This window comes from Stenotrophomonas sp. SPM, assembly GCF_003105135.1.
GTDB lineage: Bacteria > Pseudomonadota > Gammaproteobacteria > Xanthomonadales > Xanthomonadaceae > Stenotrophomonas.
Genome location: NZ_QETL01000035.1, coordinates 12,425 through 36,976 on the forward strand (window position 1 = coordinate 12,425; position 24,552 = coordinate 36,976).

16 protein-coding genes and 4 tRNA genes are annotated in these 24,552 nt (G+C 63.6%); 19 read left to right on the forward strand and 1 reads right to left on the reverse strand.

What is annotated here, in order from left to right:
• Nucleotides 1-475: 475 nt before the first annotated feature.
• Nucleotides 476-3,214, reverse strand: coding sequence for a TonB-dependent receptor (locus DCO49_RS09820; protein WP_116863889.1), 2,739 nt, complete (start codon nt 3,212-3,214; stop codon nt 476-478).
• A gap of 171 nt (nt 3,215-3,385) precedes the next feature.
• Between DCO49_RS09820 and DCO49_RS09825 the strand changes: the two genes are divergently transcribed.
• From DCO49_RS09825 to tuf (DCO49_RS09920), 19 genes are all read left to right on the forward strand, one after another.
• Nucleotides 3,386-4,411 carry a cyanophycinase gene (locus DCO49_RS09825; protein ID WP_116863890.1) on the forward strand — a complete coding sequence of 342 codons (1,026 nt, stop codon included), beginning with the start codon at nt 3,386-3,388 and terminating at the stop codon, nt 4,409-4,411.
• A gap of 105 nt (nt 4,412-4,516) precedes the next feature.
• Nucleotides 4,517-5,533 carry an isoaspartyl peptidase/L-asparaginase gene (locus DCO49_RS09830; RefSeq protein ID WP_116863891.1) on the forward strand — a complete coding sequence of 339 codons (1,017 nt, stop codon included), beginning with the start codon at nt 4,517-4,519 and terminating at the stop codon, nt 5,531-5,533.
• A 137-nt stretch (nt 5,534-5,670) separates the two neighbouring features.
• Nucleotides 5,671-5,756: transfer RNA gene (locus tag DCO49_RS09835), tRNA-Tyr, on the forward strand.
• A 26-nt stretch (nt 5,757-5,782) separates the two neighbouring features.
• Nucleotides 5,783-5,856, forward strand: a tRNA-Gly gene (locus DCO49_RS09840).
• 48 nt (nt 5,857-5,904) lie between these two features.
• Nucleotides 5,905-5,980: transfer RNA gene (locus DCO49_RS09845), tRNA-Thr, on the forward strand.
• A gap of 39 nt (nt 5,981-6,019) precedes the next feature.
• A complete protein-coding gene (gene tuf, locus DCO49_RS09850) occupies nt 6,020-7,210 on the forward strand; it encodes an elongation factor Tu (RefSeq protein WP_079220745.1) in 1,191 nt (396 codons plus the stop codon).
• Between the two features lie 103 nt (nt 7,211-7,313).
• Nucleotides 7,314-7,389 (forward strand) — tRNA-Trp (locus DCO49_RS09855).
• A 48-nt stretch (nt 7,390-7,437) separates the two neighbouring features.
• On the forward strand, nt 7,438-7,851 hold the full coding sequence (gene secE / locus DCO49_RS09860) for a preprotein translocase subunit SecE (protein WP_116863892.1): 414 nt from the start codon (nt 7,438-7,440) through the stop codon (nt 7,849-7,851).
• Between the two features lie 10 nt (nt 7,852-7,861).
• Nucleotides 7,862-8,422, forward strand: a complete 561-nt coding sequence (nusG, locus tag DCO49_RS09865; protein WP_108748649.1) for a transcription termination/antitermination protein NusG — start codon at nt 7,862-7,864, stop codon at nt 8,420-8,422.
• Between the two features lie 258 nt (nt 8,423-8,680).
• The gene (gene rplK, locus DCO49_RS09870; protein WP_004145248.1) at nt 8,681-9,109 is read left to right on the forward strand and encodes a 50S ribosomal protein L11; all 429 of its coding nucleotides are present in this window, start codon (nt 8,681-8,683) and stop codon (nt 9,107-9,109) included.
• A 4-nt stretch (nt 9,110-9,113) separates the two neighbouring features.
• Nucleotides 9,114-9,812, forward strand: a complete 699-nt coding sequence (gene rplA, locus DCO49_RS09875) for a 50S ribosomal protein L1 (RefSeq protein WP_079220747.1) — start codon at nt 9,114-9,116, stop codon at nt 9,810-9,812.
• Nucleotides 9,813-10,198: 386 nt separating this feature from the next.
• On the forward strand, nt 10,199-10,732 hold the full coding sequence (gene rplJ / locus DCO49_RS09885) for a 50S ribosomal protein L10 (RefSeq protein WP_079220748.1): 534 nt from the start codon (nt 10,199-10,201) through the stop codon (nt 10,730-10,732).
• A gap of 64 nt (nt 10,733-10,796) precedes the next feature.
• Complete coding sequence (rplL, locus tag DCO49_RS09890) at nt 10,797-11,162, forward strand: 50S ribosomal protein L7/L12 (RefSeq protein ID WP_108767846.1); 366 nt, start codon at nt 10,797-10,799, stop codon at nt 11,160-11,162.
• A gap of 307 nt (nt 11,163-11,469) precedes the next feature.
• Entirely contained in the window at nt 11,470-15,624 is a 4,155-nt protein-coding gene (gene rpoB, locus DCO49_RS09895; RefSeq protein ID WP_108758330.1) for a DNA-directed RNA polymerase subunit beta, read from the forward strand.
• Nucleotides 15,625-15,711: 87 nt separating this feature from the next.
• Nucleotides 15,712-19,935, forward strand: coding sequence for a DNA-directed RNA polymerase subunit beta' (gene rpoC / locus DCO49_RS09900; protein WP_116863893.1), 4,224 nt, complete (start codon nt 15,712-15,714; stop codon nt 19,933-19,935).
• 283 nt (nt 19,936-20,218) lie between these two features.
• Nucleotides 20,219-20,593, forward strand: coding sequence for a 30S ribosomal protein S12 (gene rpsL / locus DCO49_RS09905; protein ID WP_004145320.1), 375 nt, complete (start codon nt 20,219-20,221; stop codon nt 20,591-20,593).
• 12 nt (nt 20,594-20,605) lie between these two features.
• The gene (rpsG, locus tag DCO49_RS09910) at nt 20,606-21,073 is read left to right on the forward strand and encodes a 30S ribosomal protein S7 (protein ID WP_108767848.1); all 468 of its coding nucleotides are present in this window, start codon (nt 20,606-20,608) and stop codon (nt 21,071-21,073) included.
• A 138-nt stretch (nt 21,074-21,211) separates the two neighbouring features.
• Nucleotides 21,212-23,353 (forward strand): elongation factor G, encoded by a 2,142-nt coding sequence (gene fusA, locus DCO49_RS09915; protein ID WP_116863894.1) that lies wholly within the window; start codon nt 21,212-21,214, stop codon nt 23,351-23,353.
• Nucleotides 23,354-23,404: 51 nt separating this feature from the next.
• On the forward strand, nt 23,405-24,552 hold a 1,148-nt coding region (gene tuf, locus DCO49_RS09920; protein ID WP_116863895.1), incomplete at its 3' end, for an elongation factor Tu.

The following is a 24,552-nucleotide window of genomic DNA, read 5'->3' on the forward strand; positions in this document are numbered from 1 at the left end:
CCCCGCCTCGAGCGGGGCGTTCGCGTTTCCGGCATCGGTTTCTGCGCTGGACAAAAAATGACCACGCTTCGAAACGCCTGCCGCGCAACGTTCGCACACACTTGTCCACACCAAACCCCCACCGCTTTCCACGCGCGGTGTGGAAAACCGCGGGGTCGGATCCCTTTCCACGGAAAAGCGCTCCGACGCCGATCAGTGCAGCCACGCCGTGGACAAAATTTCACCACGCGTGGAAACGCCTGTGGCGTAACGCTCGCACCCACTTGTCCACATCAAGTTCCCATCGCTCTCCACGTCCCGTGTGGAAAACAACCGGGGCCTTGGACAAAAAACCACCACGCCCGGAAACGCCTGCGGCGCAATGCTCGCGCCCACTTGTCCACACCAAGTTCCCATCGCTTTCCACGTGCGGTGTGCATAAACAACAAGGCCCGCCAATGGCGGGCCTTGTCGTCCACGTCCTGCGAAACCGCGCTTACAACGCGCTGCCGCCGAACTTGTGGGTGTACTGCAGGTTGATCGTGCGGCCGACGCTGTCGAACCAGGACACGTCGTAGTAAGGGTAGGCCGTGTACGTGGCGTCCTTCGGCGGCATCTTGTTGAACACGTTGGCCACCGACAGCGACAGGCGCGAGTGGTCGTCGAAGCGGTACTGCACCGACGCGTTGTAGCGGTACGTGGCCTTGATGTACGGGCTGTCGCCACTGTCCGGGTCGAACACCTGGTCGTAGCTGTCCGAGTTCGGCAGCTTGCCCAGGCGCGAGCCGTACACGGTGGCCGACCACGCATCCTTCTCCCAGGTCACGCTGACGCTGGTCTTGGTGCGCGGGATGTCGAAGCCGCTGTTCACCGCGAACTGGTCTTCGGTCGGGTCGCCCGGGTAGCGCTGGAAATCATGCTCCTTCACCCGGGTGTGGGTGCCGTTGAAGATGAAATCACCGGCACCGGTCTGCAGGCGGTAGCGCAGTCCCACGTCGATGCCCGAGGTCGACTCACGCGCGACGTTGATCGGGTTGACGTACACGCCGTACAGGCGGCCGTCGGCGGTACGGGTCACCCGCGCCAGCGCGTCCACGCAGGTCGGCGAGGTGATGTCGGCGTCGCCCAGACGGCAGTTCGCTTCGCTGGCCAGGATCGTGCGCACGTCCATGTCCTGCACCTGCTTGCGCATGTCGATGTCGAACCAGTCCACCGACAGATCGAGGCCGGCGGCCGGCGACCAGACGAAGCCTGCGCTCCACGAGGTGCTGGTTTCCGGGTCGAGCTCGCGGTTGCCGCTGCGGCTGCGGATCACGTTGCGCTCGTAGTCGGAGCAGTCATCGGCGTCGTCGGCACGGCAGCTGTACAGATCTTCGGCCGTGGTCTCATCGTTGCCCGGGCCGGCGAACACGTAGTGCAGGTCGGGCGCGCGGAAGGCGGTGCCGTAGGAGCCGCGTACCAGCAGGCTGTCCACGGGACGCCACTCCAGGCCGCCGCTCCAGGTCGCCTTGCCGATGGTATGACCGGAATAGCGGTACTGGTCGTAGCGGCCGGCCACGCTGAGGTTCAGCGTGTCGTGCAGCGGCAGGCGCAGTTCGGCGGCGGTCGCCCAGCGGTTGCGCGACCCCTTGCCGTCCGAATCCTTCCAGCTGTAGTAGTAGTACTCGGTCGCCAGCGGATCGGGATTCAACGCGTAGGCCTGCTGGCCCACTTCCACGGTCGCGGCGAAGCCCACATCGCCGCCGGGCAGGCCGAACAGCGAACCGTTGGTCAGGGTCAGGGCCGCGGTCTCGGTGCGCGACTTCGGCGTGTAGGTCGTGCGCGCGGCGATCGAGTCGTACTCGGCGCGGGTCAGCGGCGTGTACAGGCGCGACGGGTCGGCGTTGTAGATCGGGAAGCCGTCATCGTCCTCGCCCAGCTGCGGGCCCAGGAACAGGTCGTTGGCCTTGGCGGCGACGATCTGCGGCCAGCTGATCCGCGACTGGTACTGTGAGTGGCTCAGCGCCGCTTCGTAATCCCAGTTGCCGACCAGGTTGCCCTTGAAGCCGGTGGTCACGCTGAAGGTCTTCTGCGTGCTGCGCACCATGGCATTGCGCAGGCCGCCCATTTCCTCCGGCGAGAACTGGCGCTGCCAGAATTCGATCTCACCGGTGGCTTCGTTGTTGAAGTAGCCCGACTCGTCGCCGTCGGCGGCCATGCGGCCCCACGAAGTGACATCGCGCATCAGGGCCAGCGTGTGGTGCCCCATCTGCACGTCGGCAAACCACTGCTGGCCGTTGTCGAAGTCGTAGCTCAGCGAGGCATAGCCGTTGGCGCCGCGGCGTTTGCTGAGGATGGTGCCGTAGCCGATCGACGCGTCGCTGCCGCAGTAATAGCCATAGCGCGGGCGGAAGGCGTGGTAGGTGCTGCCCTGGTTCTGCCCGGCCAGCGCTTCGCAGGTGGCCGCGCCCGGGTCCAGGTAGTCATCGTTGTAGTCGGTGCGCAGGTAGGCGCGGCGGGCGATGCGCGAGCCTTCGGTCGGCCCGTCCTGGGTCGAATCCTGGATGTCGCGCTCATAGGCCCACAGTGGCGTCTGCGACTGCAGCTCCACGCTGTACACCGCATTGAAATTGCCCTTGCTGAAGCCGCTGGACAGGCTCATGTCGAACGACTCGCCACCGCCTTCGCTGGTGGTGCCCATGCGCACGTCGGCCGTGGTGCCGTCGGCCTTCTTCTTCAGGATGAAGTTGACCACGCCGGCGATCGCATCCGAACCGTAGATGGCCGACGCGCTGCCGGTCAGCACTTCGATGCGGTCGATCATGCCCAGCGGGATGTTGGACACGTCGGTGAAGTTGCTGCGGCCCTGGAACGGCATCGGGAAATCAGCGATGCGGCGGCCGTTGACCAGCACCAGGGTGTGGTTCGGGCCCAGCCCGCGCAGGTCGACCTGCTGTGCGCCCGGCGAGAAGTCGGCGCCGCTGGAGGACTGCTGGCTCTGCGTCTCGCCGCCGTTCTGGGTCATCGCACGCAGCACGTCGGGCACCGTGGTGAAGCCGCTGGAGCGGATCTCCTCCGCATTGATCACCGTGATCGGTGCCGGGCCTTCCACCTGTGCGCGCGGAATGCGCGAACCGGTCACCTGGACCGCATCGAGCTGCTGCACCGAAGAGGAACCGGGGCTCTGGGCCGCTGCCGAGGCAGCAACACCCATCAACGCCAGCTGGATCGACCACGCCATCGCCTGTCTACGCATGAGAGATATCTCGGGAATGAAGCCGGCCCGCAGAGGAGGGGACCTGTCCCCCATTCACAATCCGGAATGGGCACGCGCATTTAACGCCTTTTTTATGCTCTTGACTACAGGTCTTTCATCTGGCAAAGAGTGAAAACGGTTGCAAGCCGATTCTGTACAGGGAGATCCACGATGAGTTCCCTTGTTCGCCGATTCTGGTCAAGCCTCGTGCTGGGGGTGGCGCTGGCCGTGATGGCTCCGCTGGCGTCAGCGCAGGACTCCCGCGACCTGCATTCCTCTGGCTTCGATTATTACGAGATTGGCGACCTGGATGCACCTCGTCCCGGTCCACGCGCCCCTGCGATGATGCTGATGGGCGGCGGCGAGTGGGTGCCCGAGGCCTTCCAGTGGTGGCTGCGGCAGGCCGGCAACGGCCGCGTGCTGATCCTGCGCGCCTCCGGTGGCGACGAGCTGCAGGAGCGCCTGTACCGCGATATCGGCGGCACCACCGCCGTGCAGACCCTGGTGTTCGACAACCGCCGCGGCGCCGACGATCCTGCGGTGCTGCGCGTGGTTGCCGCGGCCGATGCCATCTTCATCGCCGGCGGTGACCAGTCGCGCTACATCCGCTTCTGGAAGGGCACGGCGCTCAACCGCGCGCTCAATGCGCACGTGCGCGCAGGCAAGCCGATCGCCGGCACCAGCGCTGGCTTGGCGATCCTTGGCGGCTATGCCTACGGCGCCCTCGATGGCGGCAGCATCACCTCGGCCGGCGCGCTGGCCGACCCGATGGGCAGCGCGGTCACCCTGGACAGCGGCTTCCTGCACATGCCCTACCTGCAGCGCGTGGTCACCGATACCCACTTCGACAAGCGCGACCGGCTCGGCCGTCTGATCGTGTTCGTGGCCCGCGCCGCGCAGGAAAGCGGTGATCCGGACATGGTCGGCATCGGCGTGGATGAGGACACCGCTTTGTGCGTGGAGCCCGACGGCCAGGCCCAGGTCTACAGCGCCGATGGCCAAGGCAAGGTCTGGGTGGTCAGCCCCGGCCGCGACGCCGACCGGATGGTCGAAGGCGAGCCGTTGCAGTTCCATGCCGTGCCGGTCACCGTGGTCGCCAGCGGTGGACGCCTGCGCCTGGATGACTTCCAGGCCGACGTCGACTACCACGCCATGGCGGACATCACCGACGGCGAGATCGAAATCACGCGCCGGTAGTGCTGGCCGGCGGCCCCCTGGACGCATCATTGGCATGGTGCTGCCGGCCAGCGGCCGGCACTACCGGCACCGCCCATTCCCTGAACCACCCTGGAGACGTACCTGATGAAACTGCGCCTGGCGCTGTCTGCCCTGCTGTCCCTGCCTCTGCTCGCGCAGGCAGCGCCGTCCACCTCGCCGCTGCTGGTCATCCATGGCGGGGCAGGGGTCGAGCGCAAGGATCTGTCACCGGCTGAAGAGAAGGCCGCGCGCACGGCGTTGAAGGCAGCGCTGTTGAAGGGGCATGCCGAACTGGTGGCGGGTCGCCCGGCGCTGGCGGCGGTCACCGCGGCGATCACCGTGCTCGAGGACGATCCCACCTTCAATGCAGGCAAGGGCGCGGTGTTCACCCATGACGGCCACAACGAACTGGACGCTTCGCTGATGGATGGCGCCACCCAGGCGGCCGGTGCGGTCGCAGGCGTGCAGCGCGTGCGCAACCCGATCCAGCTGGCGCAGCTGGTCATGCAGAAATCGCCGCACGTGATGATGGTCGGTCAGGGCGCCGAGGCGTTCGCGGTCGAGCAGGGCGTCAGCCTGGTGGATCCCTCGTATTTCCGCACCGACAAGCGCTGGCAGCAGCTGCAGCGCGCACTGAAGGAAGAGGCCAGGGGCCAGGCCCATGCCGATCTCGAAACGGCCAAGCACTTCGGCACCGTCGGTGCCGTCGCGCTGGATGCGCAGGGGCATCTTGCGGCAGGCACGTCCACTGGCGGCATGACCAACAAGCGCTACGGACGCGTGGGCGACTCGCCGATCATCGGTGCTGGTACCTGGGCCGATGCGCGCTGCGCAGTGTCCGGTACCGGTTGGGGCGAGTACTACATCCGCACAGCAGCGGCGCACGAGATCTGTGCGCGCATGCGTTACCAGGGGCAGACGCCGGAGCAGGCCGGCAAGGGCGTCATCAACGACAGCATCCCGCAGATGGGTGGCGATGGTGGCGCCATCGTGCTGTCCGCAGACGGAAAAGCGGCCACGCCGTTCAACACGCAGGGCATGTATCGGGGCTGGATTGGCGCGGACGGAGTGCCCCACGTCGCAATTTTCGCCAATGAGACCCTGGTGCTGCCAGGGCAATAACCTTGCGTATCAATGGGTTTGCGACAGCGTGTGAAAAAAACCGAAAAAAGCGTTGACAGCCCCCCGTCCCATCAGCAGAATAAGCGGCTCACCACCACACACCGCAACGCTTCGGCGGCAACGGCATGGGGTGGTAAGGAGGGATACCCAAGCGGCCAACGGGGGCAGACTGTAAATCTGCTGGCTTACGCCTTCGGTGGTTCGAATCCACCTCCCTCCACCAGATTCACGTTGTGGCACATTCCCGGTGCGGGAGTAGTTCAATGGTAGAACCTCAGCCTTCCAAGCTGATGGTGCGGGTTCGATTCCCGTCTCCCGCTCCATTGAATGAACTTTGAATATTATCGAGTTCATGCCATAATGCACAACTCGCTCACATAGCTCAGTCGGTAGAGCACTTCCTTGGTAAGGAAGAGGTCGAAGGTTCGATTCCTTTTGTGAGCACCATCTTAAGCACCACACCAGACGAATTCGAGATAAGCAGCCATGGCCAAGGGTAAGTTCGAGCGCACCAAGCCGCACGTCAATGTCGGCACCATCGGTCACGTCGACCACGGCAAGACCACGCTGACCGCCGCACTGACCAAGATCGGTGCCGAGCGTTTCGGTGGCGAGTTCAAGGACTACTCGGCCATTGACGCCGCTCCGGAAGAGAAGGCTCGTGGCATCACGATCTCGACCGCGCACGTCGAATACGAATCCACCACCCGTCACTACGCCCACGTCGATTGCCCGGGCCACGCTGACTACGTCAAGAACATGATCACCGGTGCCGCGCAGATGGACGGCGCGATCCTGGTGTGCTCGGCCGCTGACGGTCCGATGCCGCAGACCCGCGAGCACATCCTGCTGTCGCGTCAGGTCGGCGTGCCGTACATCGTCGTGTTCCTGAACAAGGCCGACATGGTTGACGATGCCGAGCTGCTGGAACTGGTCGAAATGGAAGTCCGCGAGCTGCTGAGCAAGTACGACTTCCCGGGCGACGACACCCCGATCATCTCGGGTTCGGCCCGCCTGGCGCTGGAAGGCGACCAGAGCGACATCGGCGTGCCGGCCGTGATCAAGCTGGTCGATGCTCTCGACAGCTGGATCCCGACCCCGGAGCGTGACGTCGACAAGCCGTTCCTGATGCCGGTGGAAGACGTGTTCTCGATCTCCGGCCGCGGCACCGTGGTGACCGGTCGTATCGAGCGCGGCGTGATCAAGGTCGGCGAGGAAATCGAAATCGTCGGCATCCGTCCGGTGCAGAAGACCACCGTGACCGGCGTCGAAATGTTCCGCAAGCTGCTGGACCAGGGCCAGGCAGGCGACAACGCCGGTCTGCTGCTGCGCGGCACCAAGCGTGACGACGTCGAGCGCGGCCAGGTTCTGGCCAAGCCGGGTTCGATCAAGCCGCACACCAAGTTCGACGCCGAAGTCTACGTGCTGTCGAAGGACGAAGGCGGCCGTCACACCCCGTTCTTCAAGGGCTACCGTCCGCAGTTCTACTTCCGTACCACCGACATCACCGGTGCGGTTGAGCTGCCGGAAGGCGTCGAGATGGTGATGCCGGGCGACAACATCAAGATGGTTGTCACCCTGATCAACCCGGTCGCCATGGACGCCGGCCTGCGCTTCGCAATCCGCGAAGGTGGCCGTACCGTCGGCGCCGGTGTGGTCTCCACCATCATCGAGTAAGCCTGCAAAGCCGGCGGTTGCATAGCGCTGCCGGTCGCGCGAGTGGCGGGCCGGGAACCTCGGTCCGCCTTCGCCGTCTAAGGGAAGGCAAGTTTCAATCTGTACGCCAGTAGCTCAATTGGCAGAGCAGCGGTCTCCAAAACCGCAGGTTGGGGGTTCGAGTCCCTCCTGGCGTGCCATCTGCCAACCTTATCCAGCGGTTCGTCCGCTAAAGCAGACATAGCCTGATGAATAGCAAGATCGAACACTCCAAGGACACCTCCACCCAGGGTGGGGATATCGCCAAGTATGCCGTCGCCGCGCTGCTGGTGCTGGCTGGTCTGTTCGTATGGTTCTGGTTCTCCGCTGACTCCGGTCGTGCTGCCCAGCTGGGCGCGTGGACGGGTCAGCTGCGTGCGTTGGCCGTTGTCGTGGGTCTGGCCGGTGGTATCGGCGTGTTCCTGTTGACCGGCAAGGGTCGTGATACCCGCGAATTCCTCTCCGAGTCGCGCTTCGAGCTGCGCAAGGTGGTCTGGCCGACGCGCCAGGAAGCCACCCGCATGACCTGGGTCGTGATGGTTGTGGTGATCATCCTCAGCCTGCTGCTGGGTGGATTCGATTACGTCATTCAGCGGCTGGTCCAGCTGTTCCTGACCCGCTAAGGAGATTTGCATGAAGCGTTGGTACGTCGTTCACGCCTATTCGGGCTTCGAGAAGTCGGTTGCGCAGGCCCTGCGTGATCGCATCGCCCGTGACGGCATGGAAGAGCGCTTCGGCGACGTCCTGGTCCCGACCGAAGAAGTGGTCGAAATGCGCGCTGGCCAGAAGCGCCGTTCGGAGCGCAAGTTCTTCCCGGGCTACGTGCTGGTCCAGATCGAGACCCACGAAGAAGCCGGCATCCCGCGCATTGACAACGAAAGCTGGCACCTGGTCAAGGAAACCCCGCGCGTCATGGGCTTCATCGGCGGCACCGCCGATCGTCCGCTGCCGATCGCCGATTCCGAGGCCGAGGCCATCCTGAACCGCGTCCAGGAAGGTGTTGAGAAGCCGCGTCCGAAGGTGCTGTTCGAGCCGGGCCAGATGGTCCGCGTCACCGACGGTCCGTTCAACGATTTCAATGGCGTCGTCGAAGAAGTCAACTACGAGAAGAGCCGTCTGCGCGTCTCGGTGCTGATCTTCGGTCGTGCCACCCCGGTCGAGCTCGAGTTCGGCCAGGTCGAAAAGGCCGTCTAAGCGGCCCCGTAGAGTCGAGCCATGCTCGACTCCGGACCAGAAACCGGGCTCAGCCCGGTTTCGTTCGTTTACGTGCGGCTTCAGGCATGTGATGAAAAAACCTGATATAGTGCGCGGCTCCCCGCTGGGAAGCCAGCAGGACGAAGCCGCCGCAAGGCGGCCTTCAGCATGATTTCAAAACGCGATGCCGGGACGCGTGATTCCCGGTCCGATGGGGAGCCTGTTGTCGCAAGGCGCTAGCACCCGGAGAGCATACTCATGGCAAAGAAAGTTGTCGGTTACATCAAGCTGCAGGTAAAGGCCGGTCAGGCCAACCCCTCGCCGCCGGTCGGTCCTGCGCTGGGTCAGCGCGGCCTGAACATCATGGAATTCTGCAAGGCGTTCAACGCTGCCACGCAGAAGCTCGAGCCGGGTCTGCCGGTTCCGGTGATCATCACGGCCTATTCGGACCGTACGTTCACCTTCATCACCAAGAGCACCCCGGCCACCACCCTGCTGAAGAAGGCCGCTGGCATCTCGTCGGGCTCCAAGCGCCCGAACACCGAGAAGGTCGGCAAGGTCACCCGTAAGCAGCTGGAAGAGATCGCCAAGGCGAAGGAACCGGATCTGACTGCCGCCGATCTGGACGCCGCCGTGCGTACCATCGCTGGCTCTGCCCGTTCCATGGGCCTCGTGGTGGAGGGTTAATCAGATGGCACAGAACAAGCGCGAAAAGGCCATCAAGGCCGCCGTTGTCCCGGGCAAGTCGTACGCCTTCGAAGACGCGATCAACATCCTGAAGACCGCCACCAAGGCCAAGTTCGTCGAGTCGATCGACGTTGCCGTGCGCCTGGGCGTCGATGCCAAGAAGTCCGACCAGCAGGTCCGTGGCTCCACCGTGCTGCCGGCTGGTACCGGCAAGTCGGTCCGCGTCGCCGTCTTCGCTCCGGCCGGTGCCAAGGCTGACGAAGCCCTGGCCGCTGGCGCCGAAGCCGTCGGTATGGACGATCTGGCCGAGAAGATGCAGGCCGGCGACCTGAACTACGACGTCGTCATTGCGACCCCGGACGCCATGCGCGTCGTCGGTAAGCTGGGCACCGTGCTGGGCCCGCGCGGCCTGATGCCGAACCCGAAGGTCGGCACCGTTTCCCCGAACCCGGGTGAAGCCGTGAAGAACGCCAAGTCGGGCCAGGTCCGTTACCGCACCGACAAGGCCGGTATCATCCACTGCACCATCGGCAAGGCCGACTTCGCCGAAGACGCGCTGAAGTCGAATCTCACCGCGCTGCTGCTGGACCTGATCAAGGCCAAGCCGGCTACCTCGAAGGGCACCTACCTGCAGAAGGTTTCGGTCAGCTCGACGATGGGCCCGGGCGTCACCGTCGACCAGTCGTCGCTGACCCTGAAGTAATTGTTTCAAGCGGTCACGGTACCCTCGGGCACCGTGACCGTGACATTTGAAGGCATCGCTGGCAGTCCATTGCTGGCGGTAGCCGTCAAAGACCGCAGGCGCGGTCGTGGCAATACCGGCGACGGGCACGGAAGCTCGATATGGCAGGGAGTCGCCGCCGGAGCAGCAATGACCGCTTAATCGATTCTTCGGAATCAACCTGCGTAGATGGTGCCCTTCTGGAGTTTTTCTGGTTCACGCACGTCTGGGATCTTCCCCGATTGCACTCCAGGTCTGGAACGGCCCACCCCCGGAGCATCATTCCGATGTTCCCGGCGTCCAGGACGGATGCCGCACAGGACCGCACACGGCAGGAGCCGTAAGCGGAGTTCAATTGGAGGAGTGCAATGGCTCTCAATCTGTCCCAGAAGCAAGAAGTAGTCGCCGAGCTGGCAGACGTCGCCGCCAAGGCCCACTCCTTGATCGCAGCCGAATACGCTGGCACCACGGTCGCCCAGATGACCGCGATGCGCAAGCAGGCCCGTGAAACCGGTGTTTTCTTGAAAGTTGTCAAGAACACCCTGGCTTCGCGTGCCGTTGAAGGCACCGAGTTCGCAGTCGCACAGGACCAGATGGTTGGTCCGCTGCTGTACGCGTTCTCGCTCGAGGAGCCCGGCGCAGCCGGTCGCCTGATCAAGGAAGCCGCCAAGGGCAACGACAAGCTGAAGGCTAAGGTCGTCGCCATCGGTGGTGAAGTGTTCCCGGCGAGCCACGTCGAGGTTCTGGCATCGCTGCCGACCCGCGACCAGGCCCTGGCAATGCTGGCACGCGTCCTGGCCGAGCCGGTCACGATGTTCGCCCGCGCCATCAAGGCTATCGGTGACAAGCAGAACGGTGGCGAAGCCGCTGAAGCTGCTGAACCGGCCGCCGAGACCGCCTGAGTTTCGACTATTTAGTGGTTCCTGACGGAACCTCAACCCAGAAAATCATCCAAAGGTAATTATCATGTCCCTTACCAACGAACAGATCGTCGACGCCATCGCCGAGAAGTCCCTGATGGAAGTGATGGAGCTGGTCAAGGCCATCGAAGAGAAGTTCGGCGTCTCCGCCGCTGCTCCGGTTGCCGCCGCTGTGGCTGGCCCGGCTGCCGTCGTTGAAGAGCAGACCGAATTCGTCGTCACCCTGAAGTCCGCTGGCGACAAGAAGGTTGAAGTCATCAAGGCCGTCCGCGCCATCACCGGCCTGGGCCTGAAGGAAGCGAAGGACCTGGCCGAAGCCGGCGGCGTCCTGAAGGACAATGCTTCGAAGGACGAAGCCGAGAAGATGAAGAAGGACCTGGAAGCTGCTGGCGCGACTGTCGAAGTCAAGTAAGCACTTCCCTTGCATCGTCATCGATTCACGGCGATGCAGCCAAGGCTGGGGGCGTAAGCCCCCGGCCTTTGGTCGTTTCATGCAATACACGATGTAAATGCGGAAAAAAGCCCAACACGGGCTGCGGTCACAACCTCGCCAGCCAGCGCCTCGCGCTGCAGCAGGGCAGTAGATGCAGACGAGTTGGCAGTTGGAAGTAGCAAGAGAAGGCGTGCTGGTGCCGGCAATACCAGCGACTTCCAACTGACAATTTCAAGTTTCCTTCGGGTCGTGGGCGCACGGCCCGCACAACAAGGTGGAAGACCTCATGACGTCCTATTCGTTCACCGAAAAAAAGCGTATCCGCAAGGATTTCGGCAAGCAGCGCTCGATTCTCGAAGTGCCGTTCCTGCTGGCCATCCAGGTGGACTCCTACCGTGATTTCCTGCAGGAAAACATCGATCCGGCCAAGCGCGCCGATTACGGCCTGCACGCTGCGCTGAAGTCGGTCTTCCCGATCGCCAGCTACAGCGGCAATGCCGCCCTGGAATACGTCGGCTACAAGCTGGGCGAGCCGGTCTTCGACGAGCGTGAGTGCCGTCAGCGTGGCATGAGCTACGGCGCGCCGCTGCGCGTGACCGTGCGCCTGGTCATCTACGACCGCGAGTCGTCGACCAAGGCCATCAAGTACGTGAAGGAGCAGGAGGTCTATCTGGGCGAAATCCCGCTGATGACCGAGAACGGCACCTTCATCGTCAACGGTACCGAGCGCGTCATCGTCTCGCAGCTGCACCGTTCGCCGGGCGTGTTCTTCGACCACGACCGTGGCAAGACCCACAGCTCGGGCAAGCTGCTGTACAGCGCCCGCATCATTCCTTACCGCGGTTCCTGGCTGGACTTCGAGTTCGACCCGAAGGACGCGCTGTTCACCCGTATCGACCGCCGCCGCAAGCTGCCGGTGTCGATCCTGCTGCGCGCGCTTGGCTACAGCAACGAAGAGATGCTGGCCGAGTTCTTCGAGATCAACACCTTCCACATCAACCCGGATGAAGGCGTCCAGCTGGAGCTGGTGCCGGAGCGCCTGCGTGGCGAGACCCTGGGCTTTGACCTCGCCGACGGCGACAAGGTCATCGTGGAAGCCGGCAAGCGCATCACCGCGCGCCACATCAAGCAGCTGGAAGCCTCGGGCATTGCTGCGCTGGCCGTGCCGGACGACTACATCGTCGGCCGCATCCTGTCGCACGACGTGGTCGATGCCTCGACCGGCGAACTGCTGGCCCAGGCCAACGACGAGATCAGCGACGAGCAGCTGCAGAACTTCCGCAAGGCCGGCGTCGATGCGGTGGGCACCCTGTGGGTGAACGACCTGGATCGTGGCCCGTACCTGTCCAACACCCTGCGCATCGATCCGACCAAGACCCAGCTGGAAGCCCTGGTCGAAATCTACCGCATGATGCGTCCGGGCGAGCCGCCGACCAAGGATGCCGCGCAGAACCTGTTCCACAACCTGTTCTTCACCTTCGAGCGCTACGACCTGTCCGCGGTCGGCCGCATGAAGTTCAACCGTCGCGTGGGCCGCAAGGAAACCACCGGCGAAGCCGTGCTGTATGACAGCAAGTACTTCGGCGAGCGCAACGACGAAGAGTCCAAGCGCCTGGTCGGTGCCCACGGCGACAGCTCCGACATCCTGGACGTGATCAAGGTCCTGACCGAGATCCGCAATGGTCGCGGCGTGGTCGATGACATCGATCACCTGGGCAACCGTCGCGTGCGTTCGGTCGGCGAAATGGCCGAGAACGTGTTCCGCGTCGGCCTGGTCCGCGTCGAGCGCGCGGTCAAGGAGCGCCTGTCGATGGCCGAGTCGGAAGGCCTGACCCCGCAGGAGCTGATCAACGCCAAGCCGGTTGCCGCTGCCATCAAGGAGTTCTTCGGCTCCTCGCAGCTGTCGCAGTTCATGGATCAGAACAACCCGCTGTCGGAAGTGACCCACAAGCGTCGCGTCTCGGCCCTGGGCCCGGGCGGCCTGACCCGTGAGCGCGCCGGCTTCGAAGTGCGCGACGTGCACCCGACCCACTACGGCCGCGTCTGCACCATCGAAACGCCGGAAGGCCCGAACATCGGCCTGATCAACTCGCTGGCCGTGTACGCCCGCACCAACAAGTACGGTTTCCTCGAGACCCCGTACCGCAAGGTCGTGGACGGCAAGGTCTTCGACGAAGTCGAGTTCCTGTCGGCCATCGAAGAAAACGAGTACGTCATTGCGCAGGCCAACGCCCTGACCAATGCCGACAGCGTGCTGACCGAGCAGTTCGTTCCGTGCCGTTTCCAGGGCGAATCGCTGCTGAAGCCGCCGGCGGAAGTCCACTTCATGGACGTCTCGCCGATGCAGACCGTGTCGATCGCGGCCGCGCTGGTTCCGTTCCTGGAGCACGATGACGCAAACCGCGCACTGATGGGCGCGAACATGCAGCGTCAGGCCGTGCCGACTCTGCGTGCGCAGAAGCCGCTGGTCGGTACCGGCATCGAGCGCGCCGTGGCGCGTGACTCCGGTGTGACCGTCAACGCCCGTCGTGGTGGCGAGATCGTGCAGATCGACGCCGCGCGCATCGTGGTCAAGGTGGTCGAGGAAGAAATCGTCGGTGCCACCGACGCCGGCGTCGACATCTACAACCTGGTCAAGTACACCCGTTCGAACCAGAACACCTGCATCAACCAGCGTCCGCTGGTCCAGGTGGGTGACGTCATCGCCCGCGGCGACGTGCTGGCCGACGGTCCGTCCACCGACATCGGCGAACTGGCCCTGGGCCAGAACATGCTGATCGCGTTCATGCCGTGGAACGGCTACAACTTCGAAGACTCCATCCTGCTCTCCGAGCGCGTGGTGGAAGAGGATCGCTACACCACGATCCACATCGAAGAGCTGACCTGCGTTGCGCGTGACACCAAGCTGGGGCCGGAGGAAATCTCCGCCGACATCCCGAACGTTTCCGAGCAGGCGCTGAACCGCCTGGACGAAAGCGGTGTGGTGTACATCGGTGCGGAAGTCCGCGCCGGCGACATCATGGTCGGCAAGGTCACCCCGAAGGGCGAAAGCCAGCTGACCCCGGAAGAGAAGCTGCTGCGCGCGATCTTCGGCGAGAAGGCTTCGGACGTTAAGGACAGCTCGCTGCGCGTTCCGCCGGGCATGGACGGCACCGTCATCGACGTGCAGGTCTTCACCCGCGACGGCATCGAGAAGGACAAGCGCGCCCGCCAGATCGAAGAGTCTGAAATCAAGCGCGTCAAGAAGGACTTCGACGACCAGTTCCGCATCCTGGAAGCCGCCATCTACATGCGTCTGCGTTCGCAGATCGTGGGCAAGGTGGTCAACGGTGGTGCCGGCCTGAAGAAGGGTGACGTCATTTCCGACGCCTACCTGGACGGCCTGAAGAAGGCTGACTGGTTCGCCCTGCGCATGAAGGACGAGGACGCTTCGGAAGCCATCGAGCGCGCACAGAAGCAGATCCAGGCGCACGAGAAGGAATTCGAGCGTCGCTTCGCCGACAAGCGCGGCAAGATCACCGCCGGCGACGACCTCGCCCCGGGCGTGCTGAAGATGGTCAAGGTGTTCCTGGCCGTGAAGCGCCGCATCCAGCCGGGCGACAAGATGGCTGGCCGCCACGGCAACAAGGGTGTGGTCTCCAACGTGGTGCCGGTCGAGGACATGCCGTACATGGCCTCGGGTGAAACCGTGGACATCGTGCTGAACCCGCTGGGCGTGCCGTCGCGTATGAACATCGGCCAGATCCTGGAAGTGCACCTGGGCTGGGCAGCCAAGGGCCTGGGTCGCAAGATCCAGGCGATGATGGAAGCCCAGGCTGCGGTTGCCGACCTGCGCAAGTTCCTGGACGACATCTACAACCACGACGACACCAACGTGGCCAACCGTGTCGACCTGTCGCAGTTCAGCGACGAGGAACTGCTGCGTCTGGCCCGTAACCTGACCGACGGCGTGCCGATGGCCACCCCGGTGTTCGACGGCGCCACCGAAGCGGAAATCAAGCGCATGCTGGAACTGGCCGACCTGCCGAGCAGTGGCCAGACCCAGCTGTACGACGGCCGCACCGGTGAAGCGTTCGACCGCCACACCACCGTCGGTTACATGCACTACCTGAAGCTGAACCACCTGGTCGACGACAAGATGCACGCCCGTTCGACCGGTCCGTACTCGCTCGTCACCCAGCAGCCGCTGGGCGGCAAGGCGCAGTTCGGCGGCCAGCGCTTCGGTGAAATGGAAGTCTGGGCGCTGGAAGCCTACGGCGCGGCCTACACCCTGCAGGAAATGCTGACGGTGAAGTCCGATGACGTGCAGGGCCGCAACCAGATGTACAAGAACATCGTCGACGGTGAGCACGAGATGGTCGCGGGCATGCCGGAATCCTTCAACGTCCTCGTGAAGGAAATCCGCTCGCTGGCCATCAACATGGAACTGGAAGACAACTGATCCATGCCGGCGCGGCGGTCCGCCGCCGCGCCGCTGGCAGTCAACTGAAAGCCCATCGACACAGCATTCCTCCTTCTGGAGAACACCATGAAAGACCTGCTCAACCTCTTCAACCAGCAGCGCCAGACGCTGGACTTCGACGCGATCAAGATCGCGCTGGCCTCGCCGGACCTGATCCGTTCGTGGTCCTTCGGCGAAGTGAAGAAGCCGGAAACCATCAACTACCGTACCTTCAAGCCGGAGCGTGACGGCCTGTTCTGCGCCGCCATCTTCGGGCCGGTCAAGGACTACGAGTGCCTGTGCGGCAAGTACAAGCGCATGAAGCACCGCGGCGTGGTCTGCGAGAAGTGCGGCACCGAAGTGACCCTGGCCAAGGTGCGCCGCGAGCGCATGGGCCACATCGACCTGGCATCGCCGGTCGCGCACATCTGGTTCCTCAAGTCGCTGCCGTCGCGCATCGGCCTGATGCTGGACATGACCCTGCGTGACATCGAGCGCGTGCTGTACTTCGAAGCCTACGTGGTGACCGAGCCGGGCCTGACCGCCCTGGAGCGCCGCCAGCTGCTGACCGAAGAACAGTACCTGACCGCCCGCCAGGAACACGGTGACGACTTCGACGCCGCCATGGGCGCCGAGGCCGTGTACGAACTGCTGCGCACCATCGACCTGCAGTCGGAAATGACCCGCCTGCGCGAAGAAATCGCTGCTACCGGTTCGGAAACCAAGCTGAAGCGCCTCACCAAGCGCATCAAGCTGATCGAAGCCTTCCTGGAATCGGGCAACCGTCCGGAATGGATGGTCATGACCGTGCTGCCGGTGCTGCCGCCGGACCTGCGTCCGCTGGTCCCGCTGGATGGCGGCCGCTTCGCGACCTCTGACCTGAACGATCTGTACCGCCGCGTCATCAACCGCAACAACCGCCTGCGCCGCCTGCTCGAACTGAGCGCGCCGGACATCATCGTGCGCAATGAAAAGCGCATGCTGCAGGAATCGGTCGATGCGCTGCTGGATAACGGCCGTCGCGGCCGTGCCATCACCGGCACCAACAAGCGCCCGCTGAAGTCGCTGGCCGACATGATCAAGGGCAAGCAGGGCCGCTTCCGCCAGAACCTGCTGGGCAAGCGCGTCGACTACTCGGGCCGTTCGGTCATCGTGGTCGGTCCGTACCTGCGCCTGCACCAGTGCGGCCTGCCGAAGAAGATGGCGCTCGAGCTGTTCAAGCCGTTCGTCTTCGCCAAGCTGCAGCGTCGTGGCCTGGCCACCACCATCAAGGCCGCCAAGAAGCTGGTCGAGCGCGAAGAAGCCGAAGTCTGGGACATCCTGGAAGAGGTCATCCGCGAACACCCGGTCATGCTGAACCGTGCGCCGACCCTGCACCGTCTGGGCATCCAGGCGTTCGAGCCGGTGCTGATCGAAGGCAAGGCCATCCAGCTGCATCCGCTGGTCTGCACCGCGTTCAACGCCGACTTCGACGGTGACCAGATGGCCGTCCACGTGCCGCTCTCGCTGGAAGCCCAGCTGGAAGCGCGTGCGCTGATGATGTCGACCAACAACATCCTGTCGCCGGCCAACGGCGAGCCGATCATCGTGCCGTCGCAGGACGTCGTGCTGGGTCTGTACTACATGACCCGCTCGCTGGAAAACAAGAAGGGCGAGGGCATGGCCTTCGCCAACATCGCCGAAGTAAAGCGCGCCTACGACAACCGCGTGGTGGAACTGCACGCACGCGTCAAGGTCCGCATCACCGAAGTGGTGACCGACGAAGAAGGCAACAAGCAGAACAAGACCTCGATCGTGGACACCACGATCGGTCGCGCCCTGCTGGCTGAAATCCTGCCGGAAGGCCTGCCGTTCGCGCTGGCCAACACCGAGCTGACCAAGAAGAACATCAGCCGCCTGATCAACTCCAGCTACCGCCAGCTGGGTCTGAAGGACACGGTCGTGTTCGCCGACAAGCTGATGTACACCGGCTTCGCTTACGCGACCCGCGCCGGCGTCTCCATCGGCATCGACGACATGCTGATCCCGGACGAGAAGAAGGGCATCCTCACCGAGGCCGAAGCCGAAGTGCTGGAAATCCAGGAGCAGTACCAGTCGGGCCTGGTCACCGCCGGCGAGCGCTACAACAAGGTGGTCGACATCTGGTCGCGCACCAATGAGCGCATCGCCAAGGCGATGATGGACACCATCGGTACCGAGAAGGTCGTCAATGCCAAGGGCGAGACCATCGACCAGAAGTCGATGAACTCGCTGTACATCATGGCCGACTCCGGTGCGCGTGGTTCGCAGGCGCAGATCCGTCAGCTGGCCGGCATGCGAGGCCTGATGGCCCGCCCGGACGGCTCGATCATCGAGACGCCCATCAAGGCGAACTTCCGCGAAGGCCTGAACGTGCAGGAGTACTTCAACTCCACCCACGGTGCCCGTAAGGGTCTGGCCGATACCGCGCTGAAGACCGCGAACTCGGGTTACCTGACCCGTCGTCTGGTCGACGTCGCGCAGGACGTGGTCATCACCGAGGTGGATTGCGGTACCACCGAAGGCCTGATCATGACCCCGATCGTGGAAGGCGGCGACGTGGTCGAGCCGCTGAAGGATCGCGTGCTGGGTCGCGTGGTTGCCGAGGACGTGTTCCTGCCGGGCAACGACGAAGATCCGATCGTCACCCGCAACACCCTGCTGGACGAAGCCTGGGTCGCCAAGCTGGAAGACGCCGGCGTGCAGAGCATCAAGGTGCGTTCGACGATCTCGTGCGAATCGGCCTTCGGTGTCTGCGGTCGCTGCTATGGCCGCGATCTGGCCCGTGGCCACCTGGTCAACATCGGTGAAGCGGTCGGCGTCATCGCCGCCCAGTCGATCGGTGAGCCGGGTACCCAGCTGACCATGCGTACGTTCCACATCGGTGGTGCGGCGTCGCGAGCTGCTGCGGTCGACAACATCACCGTCAAGACCACCGGTTCGGTCAAGTTCAGCAACCTCAAGTCGGTCGAGCACGCCAACGGCTCGCTGGTGGCAGTGTCGCGTTCGGGCGAAATCTCGGTGCTCGATGCCCACGGCCGTGAGCGTGAGCGTTACAAGCTGCCGTACGGTGCGACCATTACCTCGAAGGACGGTGATTCGATCAAGGCTGGCCAGACCGTGGCCAACTGGGATCCGCATAACCACCCGATCGTGTCGGAAGTTGCCGGCTTCATCCGCTTCATCGACTTCGTCGACGGCATCACCGTCATCGAGAAGACCGACGAGCTGACCGGCCTGGCGTCGCGCGAAATCACCGATCCGAAGCGTCGTGGTACCCAGGCCAAGGACCTGCGCCCGATCGTGCGCATCGTCGACGCCAAGGGCAACGACCTGTCCATCCCGGGCACCGATCTGCCGGCGCAGTACCTGCTGCCGCCGCGTTCGATCGTCAACCTGCAGGACGGCGCCGCCGTGGGCGTGGGCGACGTCGTCGCCAAGATCCCGCAGGAAGCGTCGAAGACCCGCGACATCACCGGTGGTCTGCCGCGCGTGGCCGATCTGTTCGAAGCCCGCAAGCCGAAGGATCCGGCGGTGCTGGCCGAGCGTTCGGGCATCATCAGCTTCGGCAAGGACACCAAGGGCAAGCAGCGCCTGATCATCAAGGACACCGATGGTTCGGAACACGAAGAGCTGATCCCGAAGTACCGGCAGGTCATCGTGTTCGAAGGCGAGCATGTCACCAAGGGTGAAACCATCGTGGACGGCGAGCCGAGCCCGCAGGACATCCTGCGTCTGCTGGGTGTCGAACCGCTGGCTGCCTACCTGGTGAAGGAAATCCAGGACGTGTACCGCCTGCAGGGCGTGAAGATCAACGACAAGCACATCGAGGTCATCACCCGCCAGATGCTGCGCAAGGTCGAGATCACCGACCAGGGCAGCAGCAAGTTCCTGAACGGCGAACAGGTGGAGCGCCAGCGCGTAATCGAGGAGAATGCGCGCCTGTCGACCCGCAACGAGCTGCCGGCGCACTTCGATCCGGTCCTGCTGGGTATCACCAAGGCATCGCTGGCGACCGAATCGTTCATCTCGGCCGCTTCGTTCCAGGAAACCACCCGCGTGCTGACCGAAGCTGCCGTCCGCGGCACCAAGGACAACCTGCGCGGCCTGAAGGAAAACGTCATCGTCGGCCGCCTGATCCCGGCCGGTACCGGTCTGTCGTACCACAGCAGCCGCCGCCGCGGCGCTTCGGGTCTCACCGACTCGGAGATGCAGGCCCTGACCGGCACCCCGGCGGCCGTTGAAGCTCCGGCCGTTGAAGCCGAAGCTGAACAGGCGTCTGGCGAAGAATGAGGTATCAGGTCCGGCCGCGAGGCCGGACCACCCCGTCGGTCCATCGACGGGATTGGGAAAGGGCAGGGGGGATCGTCCGCGATCCACCCGGTCAACCTGAACGGGGTGCACGGAGGCTCCCCAGTAACGTTCCAGGATCAGGAACGGGCTTGACAGGAGGCGTTTGACTGCTTTCCTGACAGGTTGCTACAATCGTCTGTCTCAGCAGGCCAGAATTTTGGCCTGCTTTAACATTTCCGCATCTCTGGCCGGATTTCCGGCCACCAATCAGAAGAACCTACTGATGGCGACGATCAACCAGCTGGTCCGCAAGCCGCGGCAAGCTACTACGTACAAGAGTGCCTCGCCGGCGCTCGACAAGTGCCCGCAGCGCCGTGGCGTCTGTACGCGCGTTTACACCACCACCCCGAAGAAGCCGAACTCGGCTCTCCGTAAGGTTGCCAAGGTCCGCCTGACCAACCAGGAAGAAGTCATTTCCTACATCGGCGGCGAAGGCCACAACCTGCAGGAGCACTCCGTGGTCCTGATCCGTGGCGGTCGCGTCAAGGATCTGCCGGGTGTGCGTTACCACACCGTTCGTGGCTCGCTCGACGCCGCCGGCGTTGCCAAGCGTCGCCAGGCCCGTTCCAAGTACGGCGCCAAGCGTCCGAAGGCATAAGGAGAGACCACTATGTCGCGTAAGGGTAATACTCCGCAGCGTTCCGTCCTGCCGGATCCGAAGCACGGAAGCGAAACCATCGCCCGTTTCATCAACATGGTCATGCTGAGCGGCAAGAAGTCGGTCGCTGAGAAGATCGTGTACGGTGCCATGGACGTCATCGCCGAGAAGAACGCCAACTCGATCGAGCTGGTGCAGAAGGCTCTGGACAACGTCGCTCCGGCGGTCGAAGTGAAGTCGCGCCGTGTCGGTGGTGCCACCTACCAGGTGCCGGTCGAAGTGCGTGCCTCGCGCAAGATGGCTCTGGCCATGCGCTGGCTGATCGACTCCGCGCGCAAGCGTGGTGAGAACACCATGCCGAAGAAGCTGGCTGCTGAACTGATCGACGCCTCGGAAAACCGTGGCGGCGCCATCAAGAAGCGCGAAGAAACCCACCGCATGGCCGAAGCCAACAAGGCCTTCGCCCACTACCGCTGGTGAGTTTGACGGCCTTGTAAAACAGGCAGGGCAGCACCACATCGGTGCTGCCTCGCGGCCCCGGAAGGGCTGCGCCAATCCGAAGGCCGCCGCAAGGCGGCGTTCGGCCATCCGAAATCCAAGAAATCTGAGAGGCTCCCCGTGGCCCGTTCCACTCCCATCGAGCGTTACCGTAACTTCGGCATCATGGCTCACATCGATGCCGGCAAGACCACCACGTCCGAGCGCATCCTGTTCTACACCGGCAAGAGCCACAAGATCGGTGAAGTGCACGACGGCGCCGCCACCATGGACTGGATGGAGCAGGAGCAGGAGCGTGGCATCACGATCCAGTCCGCTGCCACCACCGCGTTCTGGAAGGGCATGGACAAGTCCCTGCCGGAGCACCGCTTCAACATCATCGACACCCCCGGGCACGTTGACTTCACCATCGAAGTCGAGCGTTCGCTGCGCGTGCTGGATGGCGCGGTGTTCGTGCTGTGTGCCGTCGGTGGCGTGCAGCCGCAGTCGGAGACCGTGTGGCGCCAGGCCAACCGTTACAAGGTGCCGCGCATTGCGTTCGTCAACAAGATGGACCGCACCGGCGCCAACTTCTACAAGGTCCGTGACCAGCTGAAGGCCAAGCTCGGCGCTGTCGCCGTGCCGATGCAGCTGCCGATCGGTGCCGAGGATGGCTTCAAGGGCGTCGTCGACCTGCTGAAGATGAAGGCCATCCATTGGGATGAAGCCTCGCAGGGCATGAAGTTCGAATACGGCGAAATCCCGGCCGACCTGCAGGAAAAGGCTGAAGAAGCCCGTACCTTCATGATCGAAACCGCGGCTGAAGCCAGCGAAGAGCTGATGGAAAAGTACCTGGGCGGCGAAGAGCTGGCCGAGGCTGAAATCATCAACGCGCTGCGTACCCGTACCCTGGCCACCGAAATCGTCCCGATGTACTGCGGTTCGGCGTTCAAGAACAAGGGCGTGCAGGCCATGCTCGACGGCGTGATCCAGTTGCTGCCGTCGCCGGTCGACGTGCCGGACGTGACCGGTACCGACGTGGATGACGAAAACGTCGCCATGACCCGCAAGTCCGACGACAAGGCTCCGTTCTCGTCGCTGGCCTTCAAGATCATCACCGACCCGTTCGTCGGCGCGCTGACCTTCTTCCGTGTCTACTCGGGCACCCTGAACGGTGGCGACACCGTCCTGAACTCGGTGAAGGGCAAGAAGGAGCGCATCGGTCGCATCCTGCAGATGCACTCGAACAACCGCGAAGAAATCAAGGAAGTTCTGGCCGGTGACATCGCCGCTGCCGTGGGCCTGAAGGACACCACCACCGGTGACACCCTGTGCTCGATCGACCAGCCGATCATCCTGGAGCGCATGACGTTCCCGGAGCCGGTGATCTCGATGGCTGTCGAGCCGAAGACCAAGTCGGACCAGGAAAAGATGGGTCTGGCCCTGGGCCGTCTCGCGCAGGAAGATCCGTCGTTCCGCGTCAAGACCGACGAAGAATCCGGCCAGACCATCATCTCGGGCATGGGCGAGCTGCACCTGGACATCATCGTCGACCGCCTGAAGCGCGAGTTCAACGTTGAAGCCAACGTCGGCGCGCCGCAGGTGGCCTACCGCGAAACCATCACCCTGGCTGACGTGAAGTCGGACTACAAGCACGCCAAGCAGTCCGGTGGTAAGGGTCAGTACGGTCACGTCGTGATCGAACTGTCGCCGATCACCGCTGAAGACCGTGCCGATGCCAAGATCGCTCCGCTGATCAAGGACGACTTCCTGTTCATCAACGACATCACCGGTGGTGTGATTCCGAAGGAATTCATCCCGTCGATCGAAAAGGGCCTGCGCGAAACCATCACCAGCGGTCCGCTGGCTGGCTTCCCGGTGGTGGACGTGAAGGTCAAGCTGGTCTTCGGTTCTTACCACGACGTCGACTCCTCGGAAATGGCGTTCAAGCTGGCATCGTCGATGGCCTTCAAGCAGGGCTTCGCCAAGGCCAAGCCGGTTCTGCTGGAGCCGATCATGAAGGTCGAGATCGTGACCCCGGAGGATTACCAGGGTGACGTGATGGGCGACGTGAGCCGTCGTCGCGGCGTGCTGCAGGGTTCGGACACCACCGGTGACGGCTCCGCTTCGATCATCAACGCGATGATCCCGCTGGGTGAAATGTTCGGTTACGCCACTGCGCTGCGTTCGCAGACCCAGGGCCGCGCCACCTTCACCATGGAATTCGACCATTACGAGCCGGCGCCGAACAACATCGCCGAAGCCGTCATGAAGAAGGGCTGAGCCTCGCTCAGCCTCTCCTGAAACCACTTACGACAATCAAGGGATACAACAATGGCAAAGGGTAAGTTCGAGCGCACCAAGCCGCACGTCAACGTCGGCACCATCGGTCACGTCGATCATGGCAAGACCACGCTGACCGCCGCGCTGACCAAGATCGGCGCCGAGCGCTTCGGCGGCGAGTTCAAGGACTACTCGGCGATCGACGCCGCTCCGGAAGAGAAGGCTCGTGGTATCACGATCTCGACCGCGCACGTCGAATACGAATCCACCACCCGTCACTACGCCCACGTCGATTGCCCGGGCCACGCTGACTACGTCAAGAACATGATCACCGGTGCCGCCCAGATGGACGGCGCGATCCTGGTGTGCTCGGCCGCTGATGGTCCGATGCCGCAGACCCGCGAGCACATCCTGCTGTCGCGTCAGGTCGGCGTGCCGTACATCGTCGTGTTCCTGAACAAGGCCGACATGGTTGACGATGCCGAGCTGCTGGAACTGGTCGAAATGGAAGTCCGCGAGCTGCTGAGCAAGTACGACTTCCCGGGCGACGACACCCCGATCATCTCGGGTTCGGCCCGCCTGGCGCTGGAAGGCGACCAGAGCGACATCGGCGTGCCGGCCGTGATCAAGCTGGTCGATGCTCTCGACAGCTGGATCCCGACCCCGGAGCGTGACGTCGACAAGCCGTTCCTGATGCCGGTGGAAGACGTGTTCTCGATCTCGGGCCGCGGCACCGTGGTGACCGGTCGTATCGAGCGCGGCGTGATCAAGGTCGGCGAGGAAATCGAAATCGTCGGCATCCGTCCGGTGCAGAAGACCACCGTGACCGGCGTCGAAATGTTCCGCAAGCTGCTGGACCAGGGCCAGGCAGGCGACAACGCCGGTCTGCTGCTGCGCGGCACCAAGCGTGACGACGTCGAGCGCGGCCAGGTTCTGGCCAAGCCGGGTTCGATCAAGCCGCACACCAAGTTCGACGCCGAAGTCTACGTGCTGTCGAAGGACGAAGGCGGCCGTCACACCCCGTTCTTCAAGGGCTACCGTCCGCAGTTCTACTTCCGTACCACCGACATCACCGGTGCGGTTGAGCTGCCGGAAGGCGTCGAGATGGTGATGCCGGGCGACAACATCAAGATGGTTGTCACCCTGATCAACCCGGTCGCCATGGACGCCGGCCTGCGCTTCGCAATCCGCGAAGGTGG